Raw genomic sequence first — 18,520 nt, forward strand, 5'->3', positions numbered from 1 at the left:
GAAAAGCCGGATATGCCACACGATTGTGATGCCGGCGACCGCACTTCCGGCAGAAAAGACATGGCGTCCGGTATTCTTCCCGCTCCCTTATCGCTTTGACGTGTATCGAAGTGGCACTAACAAGAAATAAACCGGAAAGGTTTTTTTCGACCTCGCTAAAGAAATCTTTGCGGCCGGCGCGACGACTGCGAATTCATCAAGAAAAAACACAAGTCATCAAGAAGTTTGATCCGACTTTCGCGGGCAGCACGGCTACAGTGACATGGTTCTCCGGTGAGCTTCTCACCCAAATCTCCCAAACTGTCGCCGCTGCGGTCCTTGTCCGCGCAGGCCCGAGAAGTGCTTTCCATGGATGCCGAAGTCGAAAACCCGATGAAAGGGATCCTGCTCAAGGTCCTTTCGGTCGTCATTTTCGTTTGCATGTCGACCCTGATCAAGGCGGCGGGAACCGATATCGCCACTGGCCAGATCACCTTCTATCGATCCGCTTTCGCCATGGTGCCGATCCTCGGTTATCTCGCCTTTCGCGGCAATGTGCGCGATGCATTCAAGACGAAAGACCTGGGTGGCCACATCGCGCGCGGCTTCGTCGGTATCCTGGCAATGAGCTTCGGCTTTTATGGTCTTGTGCATTTGCCGCTCCCGGAAGCCATCGCCATCGGCTATGCGATGCCGCTGATCGCCGTTGCCTTTGCCGCGATCTTTCTCGGCGAGACCGTCCGCCTCTACCGCTGGTCTGCTGTCGCCATCGGCCTGGTCGGCGTCATGATCATCACCTGGCCGCGGCTGACGCTGTTTCGTGAAGGTGGTCTGGGGTCGTCCGAGGCGCTCGGAGCGGCAGCGGTGCTGCTTTCGGCGGCCCTCGGCGCGATTGCCATGGTGCTGGTGCGCAAGCTGGTGAAGGCCGAGCGCACCCACACGATCGTGCTCTACTTCTCGCTCTCGGCCTCGGTCTTTTCGCTGGCCACCCTGCCGTTCGGCTGGCCAAGCATCTCGCAGGAAGCGTTCCTCTTACTGATGGTCGCCGGTTTTTGCGGCGGCGTGGCGCAGATCCTGTTGACCGAAAGCTACCGCCACGCCGACATGTCGACGATTGCGCCGTTCGAATACACGTCGATCGTGCTCGGCCTGATCATCGGCTATTTTCTGTTCGAGGACATTCCGACGGGCACGATGCTGATCGGCACTGCCATCGTCGTCGGCGCCGGCATCTTCATCATCTTTCGCGAACACCGTCTCGGGTTGGAGCGCAAGGGCGCCCGCAAGCACGTCACGCCGCAGGGCTGACATCCCGGATTTACTCTGGCTGGCGCTCCCAGGCCGGCACCGTGTCGTCCTCGATCAGCCTCTCCTGCGATGCTTGCTGGGCGGTCGCGCTTGTGACGTCGGGTCCCGGTGTCGGCAGCACCGTGGTCGCCTGGAAGTCGGTCTTGGCGACCAGTCCCTCGTGCTGGCCGCGCCGCAGGATGCGCCAGGCGGCGTAACCTCCATAGAGAGCGAAGTAGACGGCAAGCACGATGAACAGTGCCGCCGGCCCGAAGCGGTCCATCACGGGCCCGACCATGAGCGGGCCGGAGATCGTGCCAAGGCCGTAGGTGATCATCAGGCCTGAGGAGATCTCGACATACTCGTCCGGTTTGGCGAGGTCGTTGGCATGCGCGACGTTGAGCGCATAGATCGGGAACAGCACCGAGCCGACGAAGGCAGCAATCACATAGAGCACCGTCGGGCTGCTGCCGATGGAGGCAGACATGACCAGGCAGGAGATAACCCCGACGATACCGCAGCCGGCCATGACGATGCGCCGGTCGATGCGATCCGAGGCGCGGCCGATCGGGATCTGCGAAATGGCGCTGCCGGTCAGGAGCGAGGCAAGCAGGGTTGCGCCTTCAGCCGTCGAGAGGCCGATCTTCTGGGTAAACACGCCGCCGAGATTGAGCCAGGCGCCCGAAAGTGCGCCGGCGAGAAAGCCGCCGACCACGGCCACGGGAGAGCGGCGAAACAGTCCGGGAATATCGAACCGCGCCTGTGCCGGCGGTGCCGGCATGGGAGAGGAGGAGAGCGCCGTCGGCAGCAGCGCCAAAGAGAACAGCACGCCGCACAGGATGAAGAGCGACGTGTTGGTCGGGTCTCCGAGCGGCACCATGTATTGCCCGCCGATGGTGCCGACCATCGTGGTGATGAGGTAGAGCGAGAACAGCATGCCGCGGTTCTCGTTGGTCACCCTTTCGTTGAGCCAGCTTTCGATGACGAGATAGCTGCCGGAAATGGCAAAGCCGGATATGGCGCGAAAGACGATCCACAGGCGCCAGTCGACGACGAGCCCGCAAAGCAGGATGGCGATCGAAAGCAGGGTGATCAGTGCCGTGAAGACGCGGACATGGCCGACGCGCAGCACGAATTTCGGCGTGACGATGCAGGAGAGCGTGAAGCCGACCGTGTAGCCGGTGGCGATGACCGAGACAGTCAGCGTCGACCAGTTCTCGGCGACGGATCGAACCGGGATGACATAGCTCTGAAGCCCGAAGGCCACCATCATCAACAGGGTGGACAGCATCAGGCTGAGGACGGAAGCGAGACTGGCCAGCATCGGCGCTCCTGAAAACAAATACGCGCCGAGTTGACCAACCGGATGGCTGGCAACGAAGGCGCGACGTGGAGCGAGGGCAGTCAGGCGGTGATGCCGGATGAACCGATCGCTTCAAACTCGAAACGAGTGTGGCTGTATCCAGTTTTCAAGGCGCTGTCGATTGCGACAGCCGATAGCAAAAAGACGGTAACTGTCCGTCGTCGGGCATTGTCAGTTCGGCAGCAGCGGGCTGATCGCCGAGCGATGAGCGCGGCGGGCATCCTTGGTGGTGCTGAGCGCGGTGTATTCGCGCGAGGCACGAACGGCTGTGCCGATATCGGCGATCGAATCGAACAGGACCCTGAGGCTTGCGATGGGCTTGGTCATGATCGTGTTCCTTGTCTTATCGTCGTCTCATTAGGGCGGCACGCCTCGGCGCACCGCGTAGCGATCAACGCTGAATGAAGTCGGCGAAAAGTTGCGACGGACGGGTGGTCCGGGCAAGGCCGATTGCAGTCATCTGCTCGTTGGCTGCCGTGCCGAAACGGTTGAACGGCGTCCGCAGAGCAGCGCCCGTATGACGGAGCGTCTCAAAGCTGCTGTGGATCGGGCGAAAGCGGGCAGTCATGGTTCTTGTTCCTTATTCCATTCCTCCCGTTCCGATATATTGCGCTGCAGCATGGATTTTGCAATGCATCAGAACGCCGCACAGATATGCGCAAACCGCATGGCTTTCTTCACACTTTGTTCATGAAAAGGACAGGCGGCGGTCAGCCGCTGATGCGAGCCTTGAAGGCCAGCATATCCTGCCAGGCGAAGCGCTTGTTGATCGGCGCTGACACCAGGTCCTGCGGGTGCAGGGTAGCGAGGGTCGGGACGGTGTGCCCGCCCATTTGCAGGTCGCGCCATTCGCCGCGCAGCTGGTGGATTGTGTCGCTGCCGCCGAAAAAGAAGCGCGCCGTGAAATTGCCGAGCAGCAACAGGTGCTTGGGCTCGGCGAGCGCAACCTGGCGCTCGATGAAGGGGCGGCAGATGTCGGCTTCGCGCGCGGTCGGCACGCGGTTGCCCGGCGGTCGCCACGGCACGACATTGCTGAGAAGAACGTTTTCGCGCGACAGCCCGATTCCGGCCAGCATGCGGTTGAGCATGTCGCCGAGCCTTCCTGAGAAAGGCTGGCCGTCGCGATCGTCGTCCGCATAGGGCATGGGGCCGACGATCATGACGCCATTTGACGTGTCGCCTTCGGCAAAGACGAGATTGCGGGCGCTGTTTCTGAGATTGCAGCCGACGAAGCCTTCCATGGCGAGGCGCAGCTCGGCAAGCGAGCGTGCCGAATCGGCGGCAAACTGCGCCTCCTTGACGGCCTGGGCGTCGGGGATGGCGACCGCCGGGGCGTTGACGGCGGGGGCCGGAGCGCGCGTTTCACGGGCCTGATTGGCGGCCGGGCTTGCCTGCTGTCGCGTCGCAGGCGCTGCCTCCGAGCGGGCTGCGGGCTGGCTTGCGCCTGCTTGCTGGCGCTGCTCCGAACGCGCCGCCTTCATCGCCTCGAACTCGGCGAAGCGATCGACAGGCTCCTCCTCCATGAGCCACTCGACACCCGCGTCCGCATGGAAGGCGAGCAGGGCGGCGAGTTGGCCGGGGGAGAGGGTGTCGGCAGAGATCATGGGCGCCAACCTAGCACGTCAGAAAAGTCGGTCCAATGGCTTCATGCCGCATTCGCGGTCCAGTGGCCGATATCGTCATGTTCGCCGATCAGCGCCAGACCGTGGGCGATCGACAGCAATTCGCCGCCACTTTCGATCCGGTCCTTTTCGAAGCGCCGCTCGAACAGGTTGCGCACCGCCGGCACGAAGGAGGTGCCGCCGGTGAGAAACACCTTGTCGATGCTTGCGGGCGGCGTCTCCGTTGTCGTCAGGACCTCGTCGAGCGCTTCCTCGATGCGGGCAAGCTCGGGCGCAATCCAGCCTTCGAAGTCGGCGCGGCGCACGGTGCGGCGAGACATCTCGCCGAGCGGCGAGAAATAGAACTCCGTCTCTTCCTCTTGCGACAGGCGCATCTTCGTTGCGGAGATCGCCTGGTAGAGCGGGTAACCCTCGTCATGCTCGATCAGGTCGACGAAGGCCTCGAGTTTTTCCGGCTCCAGGCTCTGGCGCACCAGCTTCTTCAGTTCCGTGAAGTCTTTCAAGGTCTTGAAGATGGAAAGCTGATTCCAGCGGCCGAAATTCGCATAGTAGTTCGACGGGACTTCAAGCAGCTTGTCGAAGCTCTTGAACAGACTCCCCTTTCCGATCAGCGGCGAGATCACATTGTCGATGATGCGGAAGTCGAAATGATCGCCGGCGATGCCGACGCCCGAGTGACCGATCGGCGTCGCCGTCAGGCGCCCCGCCTTGGTCTCGAAACGGATCAGCGAATAGTCGGTGGTGCCGCCGCCGAAGTCGGCAACCAGCACGGTCGCGTCGCGCTTGAGGTTCTGGGCGAAGTAGAATGCCGCCGCCACCGGCTCGTAGACATAGTGGATTTCGGGGAAGCCGAATTCCGAAAGGGCAGCGCTGTAGCGCTCGAGTGCCAATGCCGGATCGGGGCTGGAACCGGCGAAACGGACGGGTCTGCCGACGACGATGCGGCTATATTGGCTCATCCAATCGTCGCCGGCATAGTCCTTCAGCTTGGTCAGGAACACCCGCATCAGGTCTTCGAAGCTGTGGCGCTTGGCATAGATCTGCGTGCCCTGGAACAGTGGGCTGGCGGCGAAGGTCTTGATCGACTGCAGGAAACGACAGTCGCCGGGATTGTCGATGAACGAGCGGATGGCCGCCTGTCCTGCTTCCACCTTCAACGCTGACGCGCCGAGGTTCGGATCCTTCATGAAGGAGAGTGCCGTGCGCATGGCGTCGGTGCTGCCCGCCAGGCTGTCGAAATTCATCGAATGGGTGGTGTCGCCTGCCGAAACAGCGAGGACCGAGTTGGTGGTGCCGAAATCGAAGCCCAGTGCTCTGGCCATGTGATGTCTCCTGACGTCCTATGTCTTTGGTGTCGTTGCGCCATGCCCTGTCCAGGGCTGCGCAAGGCGACACGGCTTTGTTCCGCACACCGCTTTCTAGGCTCGTGCCGGGGAGGTCGGCGACACCTGGAATGCAGCGAAAGGCATGCCGTTCCGGCGCCGTGGGCGCCTTGCCGAAATGCCGGTTGCGGATGGGATTGCCGGCGTCTTCCGCCGGAATGTCGAATGACCGGCCTCGTGACATGGCTATTCGGCAAAAGCAAGGCTGCAAGCCCGGCAGCCCACAATGACAGCGGCGAAATGACATATTTACGTTTACGTTCACGTCATATAGACATTTGTGCTAAACTCATGACCTCATGCGCAAAAGCGGGCATCGTCTGTCGCATCCCGGCTCGACAAGCCAAACTGCATTTGCCATGACGAGATGATATGGCCTGGGAACTGAGCTGGCAGAAGACCGGCGGGACTGGAGAGACGGAATGAGCGAGCGACAAGAGCTACCCGAGCGCGAGAGCATGGAGTTCGACGTGGTGATCGTCGGCGCGGGGCCTGCGGGTCTTTCAGCCGCGATCCGGCTGAAGCAGATCAATCCTGAGCTTTCCGTGGTGGTTCTGGAAAAGGGCGCCGAAGTCGGCGCGCATATCCTGTCGGGCGCCGTGGTCGATCCCATCGGCATCGACCGGCTGCTGCCGGGTTGGCGCGACGAGGCGGATCATCCGTTCAAGACTGAAGTCAAGGACGATCACTTCCTGCTGCTCGGCCCCGCGGGCTCGATCCGCCTGCCGAACTTCGCCATGCCGCCGCTGATGAACAATCACGGCAACTACATCGTCTCGCTCGGCAATGTCTGTCGCTGGCTTGCCGGTCACGCCGAAGCGCTCGGCGTCGAGATCTATCCGGGCTTTGCCGCAACCGAAGTTCTCTATAACGATGAAGGCGCCGTCATCGGCGTTGCCACCGGTGACATGGGCATCGAGAGGAATGGCGAGCCTGGCCCGAACTTTGCCCGCGGCATGGCGCTCCTTGGCAAGTACACGCTGATCGGCGAGGGCGTGCGCGGTTCGCTGGCCAAGCAGCTGATTTCGAAATTCGATCTCTCCAAAGACCGCGACGTGCCGAAATTCGGCATTGGCCTCAAGGAACTCTGGCAGGTCAAGCCCGAGAACCACAAGCCCGGCCTGGTGCAGCACTCGTTCGGCTGGCCGCTCGGCATGAAGACCGGTGGCGGCTCGTTCCTCTACCATCTCGAAGACAACATGGTCGCCGTCGGTTTCGTCGTGCACCTCAACTACAAGAACCCCTATCTCTTCCCGTTCGAGGAGTTCCAGCGGTTCAAGACCCATCCGGCCATCCGCGGCACCTTCGAGGGCGGCAAGCGCCTGTCGTACGGCGCTCGCGCCATCACCGAGGGCGGCTACCAGTCGGTGCCGAAGCTGTCGTTCCCGGGCGGCGCTCTGATCGGCTGTTCGGCCGGCCTCGTCAACGTGCCGCGCATCAAGGGCAGCCACAATGCGGTGCTCTCGGGCATGCTGGCGGCCGACAAGCTGGCCGAAGCGATCGCGTCGGGCAGGGCCAATGACGAGCCGGTCGAGATCGAGAACGAATGGCGCCAGACCGACATCGGCAAGGATCTGAAGCGGGTCAGGAACGTCAAGCCGCTGTGGTCGAAGTTCGGCACGGCGATCGGCGTGGCGCTCGGCGGTCTCGACATGTGGACCAACCAGCTGTTCGGTCTGTCGCTTTTCGGCACGCTGAAGCACGGCAAGACCGATGCGCAGAGCCTCGAGCCGGCTGCAAAGCACACGAAGATCGATTACCCGAAGCCCGATGGCGTCTTGACCTTCGATCGTCTGTCCTCGGTGTTCCTGTCGAACACCAACCACGAGGAAGACCAGCCGATCCATCTGCAGGTGAAGAACCCGGAACTGCAGAAGACCTCGGAGCTCGACGTCTTTGCCGGGCCGTCGACGCGCTACTGTCCCGCCGGGGTCTATGAATGGGTGGAGAAGGACGGCAAACCGGTCTTCGTCATCAACGCGCAGAACTGCGTGCACTGCAAGACCTGCGACATCAAGGACCCGAACCAGAACATCAACTGGGTGCCGCCGCAGGGTGGCGAAGGACCGGTCTATCCCAACATGTAAGGATGGGTTTTCGCGCGACTGCGCAAAACTCAACCTCCGAACAGCAAGCATCTGGAGGCGCCGCGCACTTGCCCGGCGCCTTTTTCATGTCAATTGCGCGCCGATATCCGATCGACGAACTCGGCGATCAGCGGTGCGATCTCGGGCAGGCGTTCATCGAGGGCGAAATGGCCCGTATCGAACAGATGAAGCTCCGCTTCCGGAACGTCGGCCAGGAAGGCGCGAGCGCCGGCCTCGGTGAAGAACGGATCGTTGCGCCCCCAAGTGATGAGAACAGGCGGACGCGCGTCGCGCAGCCATTGCTGCCATTCCGGATAGCGCGTCAGATTGCTCTTGTAGTCGAAAGCGAGATCGATCTGCGGCTGGCGGCGATCCGGCCGGTCAAGGAAATGCTGATCCATCGTCCACCCATCAGGGGCGACCAGTTCCGGGTCGGATGTGCCGCCTTCATATTGCGCCCGCGTCATCTCCAGCGTCAGCAACTGCCGCACCTGTTCTGTAGCGCCTTCGTCTCCGGGCGCGAGCGCGATGAAGTCACGGGCTGTGTCTGAAAGACCCTCCCGGTACGCATTGCCGTTCTGGACGATCAGCCCGTCAATCAGTTCTGGACGGCGCCTTGCCAACCGGAAGCCGACTGGGGCGCCGAAATCGAAGGCGTAGAGAAAGAAGTGCCTGAGCGACAGGGCCTCGACAAAACCTTCGATCAGGTCGGCGAGGCGATCGAAGCTGTAGAGGAACTCGCCTCCTTCGTTCGTCGAAGTGGGCGCGTCGCTGTGGCCGAAGCCCGGATAATCAGGTGCAATCAGGCGATAATGGCCGCCAATCGCGTCCATCAGTCGGCGGTATTGATGCGAGGATGAGGGAAACCCGTGCAGCAGGAGCAGCGTCGGCGCATCCGCATCGCCCGGCACACTTTCCCGGTAGAAGATCTTGACGCCGTCAACGACCGCAAAGCGGTGTCGAATGGCGGGGACGCTGATCGCACTCATATCACACTCCTGTTTCCAATGTTTATGCATTAGAATTGCGCTGGAGAATCTAATGTGTCAATATCAAAAATATGCATTAGATAAATGAGCATGACATGGAATTGATCCCTTTCGTTGGAGAGCCCCTCGCGCTGGACCTGATCAACACGCGTCCGTTGACCGGGGAAGGGCCCGTTGACCTTATCGGCGATGCGGATGGGCTTGCCGCGTGGGTAGAGCAGCAGGCGGGTCGGTTGCAGGACGCCTCTCTCTTGGTTTCCGGCAGGCTTTCCGTTGAAGAACTGGCTCTGGTGCATGCCGTGCGCGACCACGTGGCCTCGGCAGTCAGAAGCCTGATGGAAGGTCGGGATGTGGCGGCAGGCGATGTCGCCGGCCTCAATGCGGCTATGGCTGCAGCGCCGGTGACGCGGCGGCTGGATTGGAGGGATGCACCTGCGGTCAAAAGCGAAAGGGCGGGAAAATCAGGCGTCCAGCTGGCAGGTTTCCTGGCGGAGGATGCCGCCCTGTTGCTGGCGGGGCCGGATGCCGGGCTCATCCGCAAATGCGAGGCCGATGACTGCGTCATGCTGTTCGTCGGCAACAATGCCCGTCGGCGCTGGTGCTCGGCCGCCCGCTGCGGAAACCGGGTCCGCGTGTCGCGCTACTACAAGCGCAGCAAGTCGTCCTGATCGGACGTGGTCTTTCCTTCCCCCATGCGCCGGCAACGGCGGGAACATTAGGAAAGGCAATCGTTGACGCAAATGGGAAAGTCCTTGCCGGAAAGACCCTATAGCCTGGAGGTGTCGTTGTCGTGCCAAGCGCGTCGACGGATCTGCAGGCCATTCGGTCCCTGTTGTTTTTGCGTTGGACCGGAGCCTGTTGACACGCGGCCGATCACTGCGGTGAGATCAGTCGTCCGACGGGACGTACCGCCAGAACAGAGGGAACAGAAATGAACAAGCTTCTTGCAACGACTTGCCTGGCCGCCGGCCTTCTTGGCCTTGCCGGCACGGCCTCGGCAGCCGAATGCGGCGACGTGACGATCGCCAACATGAACTGGCAGAGCGCCGAGGTTCTGGCGAGTGTCGACAAGATCATTCTGACGGAAGGCTATGGCTGCAACGCCGAGCTTGTCGTCGGCGATACCGTGCCGACGATCACCTCGATGATCGAAAAGGGCCAGCCCGACATTGCGCCGGAAGGCTGGGTGGATCTGCTGCCTGATGTTGTCAATCGCGGCCTTGAAGAAGGCAAGCTGGTCGGTGCCGCCGTGGCGCTTTCCGATGGCGCGGTGCAGGGCTGGTGGGTGCCGAAATATGTCGTCGACGCCAACCCCGATATCAAGACGATCGACGATGTGTTGAAGCACAAGGATCTCTTCCCTGATCCGGAAGACGCCAGCAAGGGCGCCGTCTTCAATGGCCCGCAAGGATGGGGCGGCACGGTTGTCACGACCCAGCTCTACAAGGCCTATGGCGGCGAGGCGGCCGGCTTCACGCTGGTCGATACCGGCTCGGCTGCGGGCCTCGATGGCTCGATTGCCAAGGCCTACGAGCGCAAGCAGGGTTGGGTCGGCTACTACTGGGCACCGACGGCACTTCTCGGCAAGTACGAGATGGTGAAGCTCGGCCACGGCGTCGAGGCTGATGCTGCGGAATGGAAACGCTGCAACACGGTTGCCGATTGCCCGGATCCGAAGAAGAACGACTGGCCGAAGGACAAGGTCCAGACGCTGGTAACCAAGACCTTTGCCGATCGCGCCGGTCCGGCCATGGACTACTTGAACAAGCGCGCCTGGACCAACGACACCGTCAATAAGCTGATGGCCTGGATGACCGACAACCAGGCAAGCGGCGAGGAAGGTGCAAAGCACTTCCTCCAGGAAAACCCTGATATCTGGACCACCTGGGTCTCCCCTGACATTGCCGAGAAGGTCAAGGCCGCGCTTTGATTGCCATCGACTGATGAAATCGGGCGGCGCACTGTTCCGTGCGCCGCCCTTTGGTTGATGGTTGGTGGACGCAAAACAAAAACAAGGTCGCCACCGTGGAAGAGTGAAGGGGAATGAAATGGAATGGTTGACCCAATTTCCACATATGGATGACGACCGCCTGCGGGCATTGAAAAAGGCGATCGACGAGGGGTTTCGCACCTTCACGCGCGCCTATGGCGACGGCATTGAAGCGTTCTTCGAGCCGTTACAGTTCTTTCTGATCCAGTCGGAGCGCTTTATGACGCGCACGCCCTGGCCGATCATCATCCTGCTGATTGCTGCTCTCGCCTGGTTTGCCAGCCGGAACTGGAAGATCGTCGCTGGCTGCGTCGGCACGCTGCTGCTCATCGGCTATTTCGACATGTGGGACGATACGATGAAGACGATCTCGATGATCTTCGTCTGTACCGTGCTGTCGATCGCCATCGGCATACCGCTCGGCATCGTCATGTCGCGCTCTGACCGCGTCCAGAATGTGGTCAATCCGATCCTCGACGTGATGCAGACCATGCCGAGCTTCGTCTATCTGATCCCGGTAGTCATGCTGCTCGGCATCGGAAAGGTGCCGGGGCTGATTGCCGTTGTTATCTACGCGATCCCGCCGATGATCCGGTTGACCAACCTCGGCATTCGCCTCGTCGATAAGGATGTGCTGGAGGCGGCCGATGCGTTCGGCTCTTCCGGCTGGCAGAAACTGAAGAACGTGCAGATGCCCTTGGCGCTACCGACGATCATGGCCGGTATCAACCAGACGATCATGATGGCGCTGGCCATGGTGGTCATCGCTTCGATGATCGGGGTTCAGGGGCTTGGGCAGCCGGTGCTGAAGGCGATCGCCAACCAGTATTTCACGCTCGGCATTTTCAACGGCCTGGCCATCGTCGGTATCGCGATCATCTTCGACCGCGTCAGTCAGGCCTACGGCCACCGGCTTCAGAAGCATCGCGAGATCGTTCACGGCTGAAAATGACGGCGCCAACAAACAAAGTGGCCCGGAAGCTGTCGCTTCCGGGCCATTTTTCGTTCCGACCCTTTACGGCTTGCGCGGTGAAAGGATGCCGGTCGAGAGCGCGACGCCGGCTGCCGTGATGATCGCGGCAACGATCTCGAATGGGCCGATCTCTTCGCCGAGAAGGACGGCACCGCCGATCATCGCCAACACCGGCGTCAGTGCCGTGAAGGCGGCGGCCTGGGTTCCGCCGAGGCTGCGGACCGCGACACCATAGGCAACCATGGCGACGAGGCCCGAGAGAAGGCCCTGGCTGGTGATCTGCAAGGCGATCTCCTTCAATGGAACGCTGACAAGCGTGCTGCCGAAGATGCCGGCAAGCAGCAGGTGGATGAGGAACGACCAGACCGCAATCAGTGCGCTGCCTTCGAGCGGGCTGAGGCCGGAACGCCGGAAGGCGTGGGTATAGATTGCCCAGAGCGTGGCTGCAGCCGGGAGCAGCGCGTAGCCGGCCCAGCCGGTGCCGGTGGTGCCGACAAGGCTGCGGGCAAGCAGGAGGGCGACGCCGGCGACGATCGCGGCAAAACCGGCGATACGCATGCGGTCGGGCCGCTCACCGAAAACGGTAATGCCGATCAGTGCCGTTGCCAGCGGCATCGAGCCCCCGAGCAGCACGCCGACCGAAGATGCGGGTGTGGCATGAATGGCAAAGGCTGCGACCTGGAAGAACAGCGCGCCGGAGCCCGCGACCATCAGGATGAGCAGGAGCGCCGGCAGCTTGGCCGGTAGCAACCCGGTCTTCAGCCACACCGGTGTGAGGACCAGTGCTGGAATGCCGTAGCGGATAAGGCCAAGGTCTATCGTGCCGAGCGCGGTGCCGGCGGTGTGTCGTGTCGCAAGAATCCACCCGGCCCAGATCAGCACGGTGATGAAGGCGCCGGCATAGCCGGTGGCGACGGGTGCGGTGGTGCCGCGATCGAGTGTGAGCGCAACCATCTGATTTTCCTTCCCGAATTGGATGCCCGTCGTTATCGGGGTTGGGAAGAAGATTACTGCCAATGGGCAAGGCATGTCCTTGCGATTTATGCTCGAAATGGCCTATGGTGCGCAATCATGTGCCAAAATGGCCTCATTGGAACGTCAGCTATGCCAAATCTGGATAAATTCGATCTCGCGATTCTCAAGATCCTACAGGAGGATGCGCGGGCAACGAACGTGGAGATTGCCGAACGTGTCAATCTGTCGCCGTCTCCTTGCCTGCGGCGTATCCGAAATCTGGAGAAATCTGGCATCCTGCGTGGCTATCGGGCTGACATCGACCGCAAGGAGGTGGGGCTTGGGCTGACCGTTTTCGTGGAGATCAAGGTCGGCCAGCACAGCCGCGAGAATGCCCAGCGTCAGCAGGAGGCACTGCTTGCCATTCCCGAGGTCGTATCCTGCTTCCTGATTTCAGGAAATGCCGATTTCCTGGCTGAAGTCGTCGTCGAGGACCTATCGGCCTATGAGACTTTGCTGACGGAGACGTTGCTGGCGATGCCCGGCGTGACGGACATTCGCTCCAATTTCGCCATCCGCTCGATTAAGACGGGCGGCCCGCTGAAGCTGCCGGAGTAGGGCTGAAAGCAGGTCGGCGATAGCGAAACCGGGCTCCCATCTCCCGCAGGCGGCAGGTTAAGTTTTTGTAAGGCACTGGAAACGGCGCCGATTGCGCTTATCTCATCGCGGTGGCCGCCCCCGTGTCACGGCAATGGAGCCAGTAAGCCTTTCATGAAAATCAAAGCGATCTTCAATCGGGACGGTGGAACCTTCCGAACGACGGACATGACGGCCTATGGCAGCAAGGTTGAGGCAATCTTTCGCGACGCCGGCCACCAGATCGAGATCGCGACCGTCTCGGGTGCCGAGATGCAGCAGGCACTCGAAAAGACCTGCAGGCGCGACGATCTCGACGCGATCGTCGCTGGTGGCGGCGATGGCACGATTTCGGCAGCCGCCGGTGTAGCCTGGAAAACCGGCATGCCGCTTGGCGTCGTCCCGGCCGGGACGATGAACCTTTTTGCGCGCACACTGAAATTGCCGCTCGATATCTGGAAGGCGCCGGAGGTTCTGGCGCAGGGCACGATCATCGATGGCGACATCGGCAGCGCCGACGGCCGCGCCTTCGTGCACCAGTTTTCGATGGGGCTGCACGCGCGCATGGTGCGTTATCGTGAGTCGTTCAGCTTTCGATCGCGGCTGGGCAAGATTACGGCCAGCACGCGCGCTGCCGTCGGGGTCATCCTCAATCCGCCGGATTTCGAGATCGAGTTCGACGTGGATGGCCATCATGAAAGCCGCCACGTCTCGGCGGTGTCCGTGTCGAACAATCCGTTCGGGCGCGATACGCTGATGTATGCGGACGATGTGACGGCCGGCCACCTCGGTTTCTACACTGCGCCGCCTCTCAGCCCGCCCGGCGTTGCCAAGCTGGCGCTCGACGTGCTGCGTGGCAAGTTTCGCGACAATCCCGTGATTACGGAAATGAGCGGCCATGCGCTGGATCTGCATTTCCCCAAGGTTGATCGGAAGATCAATTGCGTGATTGATGGCGAACTTCTGCCGATGGGGCGGGACGTCGCTCTAAGGATCCATCCGGGCGAACTGAAATTGCTCGTCGGTGCCGATAGGCCTGGTTCTTAAGCCTGGGCCGGTCCGTGACCCCGGGCCAATCCATCGCTCCGGGGCTCGGCCGACGCACCTGAGGCAGCCGATGCTGTCGTCGTTCTCGTCCTTGCCGTATGGCGCGGGAGCAATTGGCCGGCGCCAACTTCCATTTGCCATGCATCGCGTCCGCTGTCGCGGACACGATGCAGCTCTGAAGAAAGCCGGAAGGGTCGTTGCCGTCTACTGGAACGACGTCTCGTAAAAGCTTCTGAGCTTGCGGGAATGCAGCTTTTCGGGCGGCATCGAAGCCAGCTTCTGCAGAGCCAGAATGCCGATCTTCAGATGTTGGCTGACCTGCGTCCGATAGAAGGTCGTGGCCATTCCCGGAAGCTTGAGCTCGCCGTGCAGCGGTTTGTCGGAAACGCAAAGCAGGGTGCCGTAGGGTACCCGGAAGCGGAAGCCGTTGGCAGCGATCGTCGCCGATTCCATGTCGAGCGCGATGGCGCGCGCCTGAGACAGGCGCTTGACCGGTCCGCGCTGGTCGCGCAGTTCCCAGTTGCGATTGTCGATGGTGGCGACGGTGCCGGTGCGCATGATCTGCTTGAGATCATAGTCGCGGTAGCCGGTGACTTCGGCGACGGCGTCCTGCAGCGCCACCTGAACCTCGGCAAGTGCCGGCAGTGGGATCCAGACCGGCAGGTCGTCGTCCAGCACATGGTCTTCGCGCATGTAGGCATGGGCAAGCACATAATCGCCGAGGCGCTGGCTGTTCCTGAGACCGGCGCAATGCCCGAGCATCAGCCAGACGTGCGGGCGCAGCACGGCGATATGGTCCGTGATCGTCTTGGCGTTGGACGGGCCGACGCCGATATTGACCATTGTGATGCCGCCATGGCCCTTCTTCTTCAGATGGTAGGCGGGCATCTGCGGCAGGCGGGCGAGCGTATAATCCGTTTCGGGCTTGTCGGCGCCGGCGGGCGTTATGATGTTGCCGGGTTCGACGAAGGCCGTGTAGCCATTGCCGCCTTCCGCCATCTGCTGGCGTGCCCAGGCGCAGAACTCGTCGATATAGAACTGGTAGTTGGTGAACAGCACGAAGTTCTGGAAGTGCGTCGCGCTCGTGGCCGTATAGTGGCTGAGGCGGGCCAGAGAATAGTCGATGCGCTGGGCTGTAAACGGTGCCAGCGGCGAGGGTTCGCCCGGGCCCGGTTCATAGGAGCCGTTGGCGATCTCGTCGTCAGTCGTCGTCAGGTCCGGCGCGTCGAACAGGTCGCGCAACGGAATATCGATGGAATCGCCGGCCGATGCTTCGACGTGCGCGCCTTCCCCAAACGCAAAATGCAGCGGGATCGGGGTCGAGGATTCCGACACGGTGACGCCGAGGCCGTGATTGCGCATCAGGTGCCCCAACTGTTCCTTCAGATAGTGCCGGAACAGTTTCGGTCGCGTGATCGTCGTGGTGTAAACGCCCGGTGCGCTGACATATCCGTATGACAGGCGGGAATCGACATGGCCGAAGCTGCTGGTTTCGATGCTGACCTGTGGGTAGCAGGCGCGATAGCGCGTCATCGGAACGCCGTTCTTGCCCAGCCCCTCGAAAGCCTCTGTGAGGAACCGGGTATTGCGATCGTAAAGTGCCTCCAGGCAATCAACCGCGGCCGCCGGATCTTCGAAGAACTGCGGCTCGAACGGGTCGGGTGTGGACACGGAAAGGACGGAGTGTGAAGAGATTCGCTTGTTCATGTCGCATTATAGGCTGCGGCTTCTGACAAGCAAACGACAAGATGCGGCATGCACAACCGCACCGATCAGAACAACTTTAGCGCGGTCCGGCGAGAATGATGGTGCTGCCGACGAGGGCGACGGCCATTCCGGTCAGATCCCAGCGATCGGGCTTGATGCCTTCGGCGAGCCACAGCCATAGAAGCGACGCGGCGATATAGACCCCGCCATAGGCGGCATAGGCGCGGCCGGCCGCCTCGCTGTCGATCAAGGTCAGCAGCCAGGCAAACAGCGCCAGCGACGCCACGCCCGGGATCAGCCACCAGATCGGCCTGTCGAGTTTCAGCCAGGCCCAAAAGGCGAAGCATCCGGCAATCTCGGCAAGGGCAGCAAGCGAATAGACGGCATAGGCTGGCATAGATGGCGGATCCTTTCACGCGTGAAAGGACAGGAAGGCGTTTGGCGATGCAAGAGAGGAAGGCAAAATAAAAGGCGCTGGTGGCGCCTTCGGTCAGCTCATGGATTGGCGCTGCAGCGTCACGAAGAGAACGAGGCCGGCGCCCTGCTTGCCGATGCCGAGGCCGTTGGCCTTGCTATAGGCGAGCGCCCCAACCGGCGCCATCAGCAGGCTGGCAAGTGCAAGAACACGCAGCGAGAGAAAGGCGGAGGTGGAAAGGGCGGCCAGCATGTCGGTCTCTCCGTTAGAGCTTGGCTTGGCAGTATTGCGCCGTATGCGCGGTGCAATCGGTCAGCGAGCCGAGATAGGTGTTGGTGCGGCGACGTTCGGTGTCTGCACTGACTGCGGCTGCAAGGGTCATCGCGAAAACAACCATCAGAAGGCTGATAATAGTGAGGCGCCGAGCAAGAATGTCCATGGTTCTGTCCGTTGGTCTGGAGGCGGTTCAAATCGATTGAGTGGGTTTTCGCACAACCAAACTGAACTCTTGCTGATATCGCCGTTCATCTGGCGTTCATCTTGCGATTGATGTCGCCGTCATTCTCGCGGGTAGGGCGCGGCAAACGCGGTAATCAGGCAGTGGGTGGTGTTGGGTTGACGGCTCGATGGGCCCGTCCTTGCAAAAACAAAACCCGCCGAAAATCTCGGCGGGCTTGTCGATGATCGGAGGGCATCTGAGGGGCACCCATTTTAGAAGGATCGTTCCTGGAGAATCCCGCTCTTCAATAGATTCACCGAAGGCCGATCGGGTACTTTGGAATTCAAGTACCGGAGCGTGCTTTGTGCGCCCTTCTGAAGGCCCGGCGGTCTAGAGGCGCGACCAGGTCTGCGTTTTGCAGAGAACCTTGAGCACGCATCCCTTCATCTTTAGCGAGTTGCCGTCGACCGCACCGGAGCCGCTATAGGTCTTGTCGGTTTCCGGATCGGTGATTTCCCCGGAATAGTTGCCGCCCGTGCCGGTCAGGTTGCCGATCCGCTTGCCGATGAATTTGCCGGTCTTCAACGTGACGCAGTAGGCGCCGCCGCAAGGGGCGATTTCGGCCGTCGCGCCGGTTGCGGTCTTCCAGTTGCCGACGATCGGTTCGGCGGCAGCAGCCGTTCCGGCAACGCCGACAGCGAGAGCCGCTGTCATGATCAAGGTACGTATCATTCATTCCTCCAGATAGAAGTCGCCGGCGCGGTCCGCTTCGCCGGCATCTCTGCAGATATCCTCGTTTGAAAGGCAGTCTCCTCACCGCCGCGGGCAAGATAGCTTACGCGTACGTAAAGGTAAACTGGCTTGTACGCACCCGTTTATGCTTTTTCTTTGCCGGTTTCCGGCGGAGAAAAATCGAGGAAACACAGCATCTGCGGGTTGGGTCCTTTTTTCGTGGTTACCATTTGGTTGAAATCGGCGGTTGAATATTTCGTAAATTTTTATGCGAATGCACTGAATTTCCGGCCTTTCGATGTTTAACAAAAACTCAAGTTTACCAAGCGTTTGAACTTTGTTTGTCTCAAATTAATCATGCATTTTAAGCGCGTATTGAAGGCCGTGCCGCATAGTAAGACCCATAAGACGAGCGGAGAAATTCACTCCGCCGAATGACCGAAGATGACGCTGCAAAAGACGGCGCGGTTCGGAAAGGCCCGCAAAGAGGCACGGTCGAACAGGGACCAAAAACAAATGCTGATCTGGAGCATGGTCCGCCTCTAAAGGGCGGGCCGCTTCGGAAAACCAACCAGGCAATACAGGGACAAGACAATGGCACGCTTTGATATGCAGGTTGCTTCGAATACCGCGATGGGTGGTGAAAACCAGGCGGACGTCTTCTGCGAGATGGGGCTGGCCTATGCCACCGGTCGCGGTCGTCCGGTCGATCTGGTGGCCGCCCACAAATGGCTGAATATCGCCGCGATCAAGGGCTGCGACCGCGCCGTCGAACTGCGCGCTGACCTTTCGATGACCATGAGCAAGGCCGATCTGGCCGCCGCTCTTCGCGCTGCCCGCGAATGGATGACGGTTCACTGAGAAACAGGCGGGGCCCGCGCTCCCGTCCAGCGGCGCCCGCGAGCGGGCAGGCGCCGG

The 18,520-nt window shown here is 61.2% G+C and carries 20 protein-coding genes; 8 read left to right on the forward strand and 12 right to left on the reverse strand.

Going from position 1 to position 18,520, the window contains the following annotated elements:
- Positions 1-348: 348 nt before the first annotated feature.
- Entirely contained in the window at positions 349-1,287 is a 939-nt protein-coding gene (locus LPJGGPFB_RS07325) for a DMT family transporter (protein ID WP_173419384.1), read from the forward strand.
- Positions 1,288-1,297: 10 nt separating this feature from the next.
- Here the strand turns inward: LPJGGPFB_RS07325 and LPJGGPFB_RS07330 are convergent, their stop codons facing one another.
- The 5 genes from LPJGGPFB_RS07330 to LPJGGPFB_RS07350 all read right to left on the reverse strand — a co-directional run bounded on the left by LPJGGPFB_RS07330 (position 1,298) and on the right by LPJGGPFB_RS07350 (position 5,573).
- Positions 1,298-2,590 carry an MFS transporter gene (locus LPJGGPFB_RS07330; protein ID WP_173419385.1) on the reverse strand — a complete coding sequence of 431 codons (1,293 nt, stop codon included), beginning with the start codon at positions 2,588-2,590 and terminating at the stop codon, positions 1,298-1,300.
- Positions 2,591-2,800: 210 nt separating this feature from the next.
- Positions 2,801-2,956 (reverse strand): hypothetical protein, encoded by a 156-nt coding sequence (locus LPJGGPFB_RS07335; RefSeq protein WP_173419386.1) that lies wholly within the window; start codon positions 2,954-2,956, stop codon positions 2,801-2,803.
- Between the two features lie 64 nt (positions 2,957-3,020).
- Positions 3,021-3,197: a hypothetical protein gene (locus LPJGGPFB_RS07340; protein ID WP_112807130.1), complete on the reverse strand. Its 177-nt coding sequence runs from the start codon at positions 3,195-3,197 to the stop codon at positions 3,021-3,023.
- A 142-nt stretch (positions 3,198-3,339) separates the two neighbouring features.
- Positions 3,340-4,233, reverse strand: a complete 894-nt coding sequence (locus LPJGGPFB_RS07345) for a uracil-DNA glycosylase (protein WP_173419387.1) — start codon at positions 4,231-4,233, stop codon at positions 3,340-3,342.
- Between the two features lie 41 nt (positions 4,234-4,274).
- Positions 4,275-5,573, reverse strand: coding sequence for an Hsp70 family protein (locus tag LPJGGPFB_RS07350; RefSeq protein WP_173419388.1), 1,299 nt, complete (start codon positions 5,571-5,573; stop codon positions 4,275-4,277).
- A gap of 482 nt (positions 5,574-6,055) precedes the next feature.
- Here LPJGGPFB_RS07350 and LPJGGPFB_RS07355 point away from each other — a divergent pair, with 482 nt between their 5' ends.
- A complete protein-coding gene (locus LPJGGPFB_RS07355) occupies positions 6,056-7,720 on the forward strand; it encodes an electron transfer flavoprotein-ubiquinone oxidoreductase (RefSeq protein WP_173419389.1) in 1,665 nt (554 codons plus the stop codon).
- Positions 7,721-7,809: 89 nt separating this feature from the next.
- On the opposite strand, the gene LPJGGPFB_RS07360 is transcribed toward LPJGGPFB_RS07355, so the two are convergent.
- Positions 7,810-8,709 carry an alpha/beta fold hydrolase gene (locus LPJGGPFB_RS07360; protein WP_210264365.1) on the reverse strand — a complete coding sequence of 300 codons (900 nt, stop codon included), beginning with the start codon at positions 8,707-8,709 and terminating at the stop codon, positions 7,810-7,812.
- Between the two features lie 95 nt (positions 8,710-8,804).
- Here LPJGGPFB_RS07360 and LPJGGPFB_RS07365 point away from each other — a divergent pair, with 95 nt between their 5' ends.
- The 3 genes from LPJGGPFB_RS07365 to LPJGGPFB_RS07375 all read left to right on the forward strand — a co-directional run bounded on the left by LPJGGPFB_RS07365 (position 8,805) and on the right by LPJGGPFB_RS07375 (position 11,645).
- A complete protein-coding gene (locus LPJGGPFB_RS07365; RefSeq protein WP_173419391.1) occupies positions 8,805-9,377 on the forward strand; it encodes a CGNR zinc finger domain-containing protein in 573 nt (190 codons plus the stop codon).
- Between the two features lie 263 nt (positions 9,378-9,640).
- Entirely contained in the window at positions 9,641-10,639 is a 999-nt protein-coding gene (locus LPJGGPFB_RS07370; protein WP_173419392.1) for an ABC transporter substrate-binding protein, read from the forward strand.
- Between the two features lie 118 nt (positions 10,640-10,757).
- Positions 10,758-11,645, forward strand: coding sequence for an ABC transporter permease (locus LPJGGPFB_RS07375; RefSeq protein ID WP_173419393.1), 888 nt, complete (start codon positions 10,758-10,760; stop codon positions 11,643-11,645).
- Positions 11,646-11,714: 69 nt separating this feature from the next.
- On the opposite strand, the gene LPJGGPFB_RS07380 is transcribed toward LPJGGPFB_RS07375, so the two are convergent.
- Positions 11,715-12,626 (reverse strand): DMT family transporter, encoded by a 912-nt coding sequence (locus LPJGGPFB_RS07380; protein ID WP_173419394.1) that lies wholly within the window; start codon positions 12,624-12,626, stop codon positions 11,715-11,717.
- A gap of 150 nt (positions 12,627-12,776) precedes the next feature.
- On the opposite strand from LPJGGPFB_RS07380, the gene LPJGGPFB_RS07385 reads away from it, so the two are divergent.
- Together LPJGGPFB_RS07385 and LPJGGPFB_RS07390 are read left to right on the forward strand one after the other, a co-directional pair.
- The gene (locus tag LPJGGPFB_RS07385) at positions 12,777-13,244 is read left to right on the forward strand and encodes an Lrp/AsnC family transcriptional regulator (protein ID WP_053246850.1); all 468 of its coding nucleotides are present in this window, start codon (positions 12,777-12,779) and stop codon (positions 13,242-13,244) included.
- A gap of 153 nt (positions 13,245-13,397) precedes the next feature.
- Entirely contained in the window at positions 13,398-14,309 is a 912-nt protein-coding gene (locus LPJGGPFB_RS07390; RefSeq protein ID WP_173419395.1) for a diacylglycerol/lipid kinase family protein, read from the forward strand.
- A gap of 204 nt (positions 14,310-14,513) precedes the next feature.
- On the opposite strand, the gene LPJGGPFB_RS07395 is transcribed toward LPJGGPFB_RS07390, so the two are convergent.
- From LPJGGPFB_RS07395 to LPJGGPFB_RS07415, 5 genes are all read right to left on the reverse strand, one after another.
- Positions 14,514-16,016: an AMP nucleosidase gene (locus tag LPJGGPFB_RS07395; RefSeq protein WP_173419396.1), complete on the reverse strand. Its 1,503-nt coding sequence runs from the start codon at positions 16,014-16,016 to the stop codon at positions 14,514-14,516.
- Positions 16,017-16,092: 76 nt separating this feature from the next.
- Positions 16,093-16,413 (reverse strand): YnfA family protein, encoded by a 321-nt coding sequence (locus LPJGGPFB_RS07400; protein WP_173419397.1) that lies wholly within the window; start codon positions 16,411-16,413, stop codon positions 16,093-16,095.
- Between the two features lie 93 nt (positions 16,414-16,506).
- Positions 16,507-16,683, reverse strand: coding sequence for a hypothetical protein (locus LPJGGPFB_RS07405; RefSeq protein ID WP_162174731.1), 177 nt, complete (start codon positions 16,681-16,683; stop codon positions 16,507-16,509).
- A gap of 13 nt (positions 16,684-16,696) precedes the next feature.
- The gene (locus LPJGGPFB_RS07410; protein WP_115420674.1) at positions 16,697-16,870 is read right to left on the reverse strand and encodes a hypothetical protein; all 174 of its coding nucleotides are present in this window, start codon (positions 16,868-16,870) and stop codon (positions 16,697-16,699) included.
- 390 nt (positions 16,871-17,260) lie between these two features.
- Entirely contained in the window at positions 17,261-17,602 is a 342-nt protein-coding gene (locus LPJGGPFB_RS07415) for a DUF2147 domain-containing protein (protein WP_173419398.1), read from the reverse strand.
- A 594-nt stretch (positions 17,603-18,196) separates the two neighbouring features.
- Between LPJGGPFB_RS07415 and LPJGGPFB_RS07420 the strand changes: the two genes are divergently transcribed.
- On the forward strand, positions 18,197-18,463 hold the full coding sequence (locus LPJGGPFB_RS07420; protein WP_173419399.1) for a sel1 repeat family protein: 267 nt from the start codon (positions 18,197-18,199) through the stop codon (positions 18,461-18,463).
- Positions 18,464-18,520: the final 57 nt, after the last annotated feature.

This window comes from Ensifer adhaerens (genome assembly GCF_013283195.1).
In the GTDB taxonomy this organism is placed as follows: Bacteria; Pseudomonadota; Alphaproteobacteria; order Rhizobiales; family Rhizobiaceae; genus Ensifer; species Ensifer adhaerens_G.